The 1739-nt window shown below is 64.4% G+C and carries 1 protein-coding gene; it reads right to left on the bottom strand.

What is annotated here, in order from left to right:
• Window positions 1–25: 25 nt before the first annotated feature.
• Window positions 26–1705, bottom strand: a complete 1680-nt coding sequence (locus N1F91_RS30865) for a transposase (RefSeq protein WP_354670579.1) — start codon at window positions 1703–1705, stop codon at window positions 26–28.
• Window positions 1706–1739 lie beyond the last annotated feature (34 nt).

Below are 1739 nucleotides of genomic sequence, written 5' to 3'. Positions count from 1 at the left end.
GTAACCGGGGCAGATTTCCGGGCGATCAGGCTTGAGCGGCTTGCCTGACGAGATCGGGGAGTCGCGGTATCGGCTGGTGGGCGGGTATGCCGAGGCGATCGCCGAGATATCGGAAGAACGAGACGCCGAGCTTCATGCAGGTCTTCATCAATCCGAGCATGACGTCGCGGGATTTCTTTCCAGCGTCGCTGACGGTTCCGCCGGATATCTTTCGCTTGGTGACGAAGGCGCGGATGTCGTTTTCGGAGCCATTGGTGTGGAGCGGGATCTCGGGGCGATCGAGAACGCGCAGGAGTTCATGCTTGCGGCGGTACAGCCGTGCAAGCAGGCGATCAAGCATGACGTACCCGGTTCGTCGTTTGAACAGACGCTCGAAGCGGGCACGCAAGGCCGCCGCGCGGCGCGGACAGGGAGCGCGTCGGAAGCTCTTCAGGTCGCGATAGAACCACCAGATCAACTGGCGCATGACGTCGACGGACTGGCGTTGATCCGGGGTCATGGGCATCAGTTTGTGGACAAGCCGCTCGGCGTGAACCCAGCACAACGCATGATCGCCGATACGGAACTGGCCGGCGCCATCAGACACGACGACGGCATGGGTCAGAAAGCCATGGTGGCGGATCGCTCCCCACAGCGCGCCTTCTGTGGCGATCCTGACGGGGGTGGGCTCACCCGCGAGCTGGTCGAGGCCGAGTGCGACCAGATGCGCCTGCCAGGCGGCGCTGTCGGCAAATGTCTTGTGTGGCGAAGCTGCCAGCAGCTCGATCACCGAACCTGCGAGCACGCGACCGCGCATGTAGGCGAGCGCCTCTTCGTTGACGACGTAATCGCCGTGCCCGGCACGCAAGGTGTCCAGGAACGCCTCACGTGACTTCGATTGCCCGGTGCGAAAGGTGGTGAAGCGGTCATCGCCGATCTGGGTGGTGAAGCCGTCCTGATGGGCGTGGCGCGCCGACGTGTCGTCCACAGTGATCCAGGGCGCCGTCGCAAGTCCGGCGCGCAATGCGTCACGGTCCTCCTCCACGAAGGCCTCAAGGCCCTCCGAAATCAGCCGCACCACCTGGCGCTTCGAAATCTCGACCCCGATCCCGTTCAACAACGCCGTCAACCGCTCGGTGGTCACCTGCCCCTGAACATGGCAGGCTAGGATGAACCGGCGCAGGTGCGCGCCCCAGCCGCCGATTATCCCCGCCGGCAGCGGCGCTACCAGCCTCTCGCCCCCCGGTGTGACCCAGCACTCGCGGCGATATCGAACAACCTCGGCTGACAACACCAGATCCCGCACCAGGATTGTCTCGTATCCCTTGAAGCGTGAGCCCTCAGGAGCGCTCACCGCAACCGTCACCTCGCGGTTCACCTGAGCACCGTCGCGCTTGGCGCCGCGCCGGCGGCGCTTGCCCTTGCCCTTGCCAGATGGAGGCTGCGTCGCCTTCTCCATGCCCGACGGCTTGGTCGATTTGACCGGGGGACGCGGCGGCAGGTTCTTCAGCCGGGCGATCTCATCTTTCAGCGCCTGGTTCTCGACACGCAGCGCCTGGTTCTCAGCCCGTAGCACCTCGTTCTCAGTCCGTAGAGCACGGTTCTCGATCTCGAGGCTCTCGACCCGGCCCTGCAGGCTCCGCACTTCGCCAATCAGCGCAGCAACCAGCCCGCGGAGTTCCGCGAGCGACAGGCCTTCAAGAGAATCAATCGGTGGTAGCGTCACGCAAAGGATGAATCACGACCGGGATCGGCTGAAA

The sequence above is a fragment of the Aquibium sp. ELW1220 genome, from assembly GCF_030398385.1.
In the GTDB taxonomy this organism is placed as follows: domain Bacteria; phylum Pseudomonadota; class Alphaproteobacteria; order Rhizobiales; family Rhizobiaceae; genus Aquibium.
Note: the sequence above shows the minus strand (reverse complement) of the source record. Positions and strands in the feature narration are given on the sequence as shown.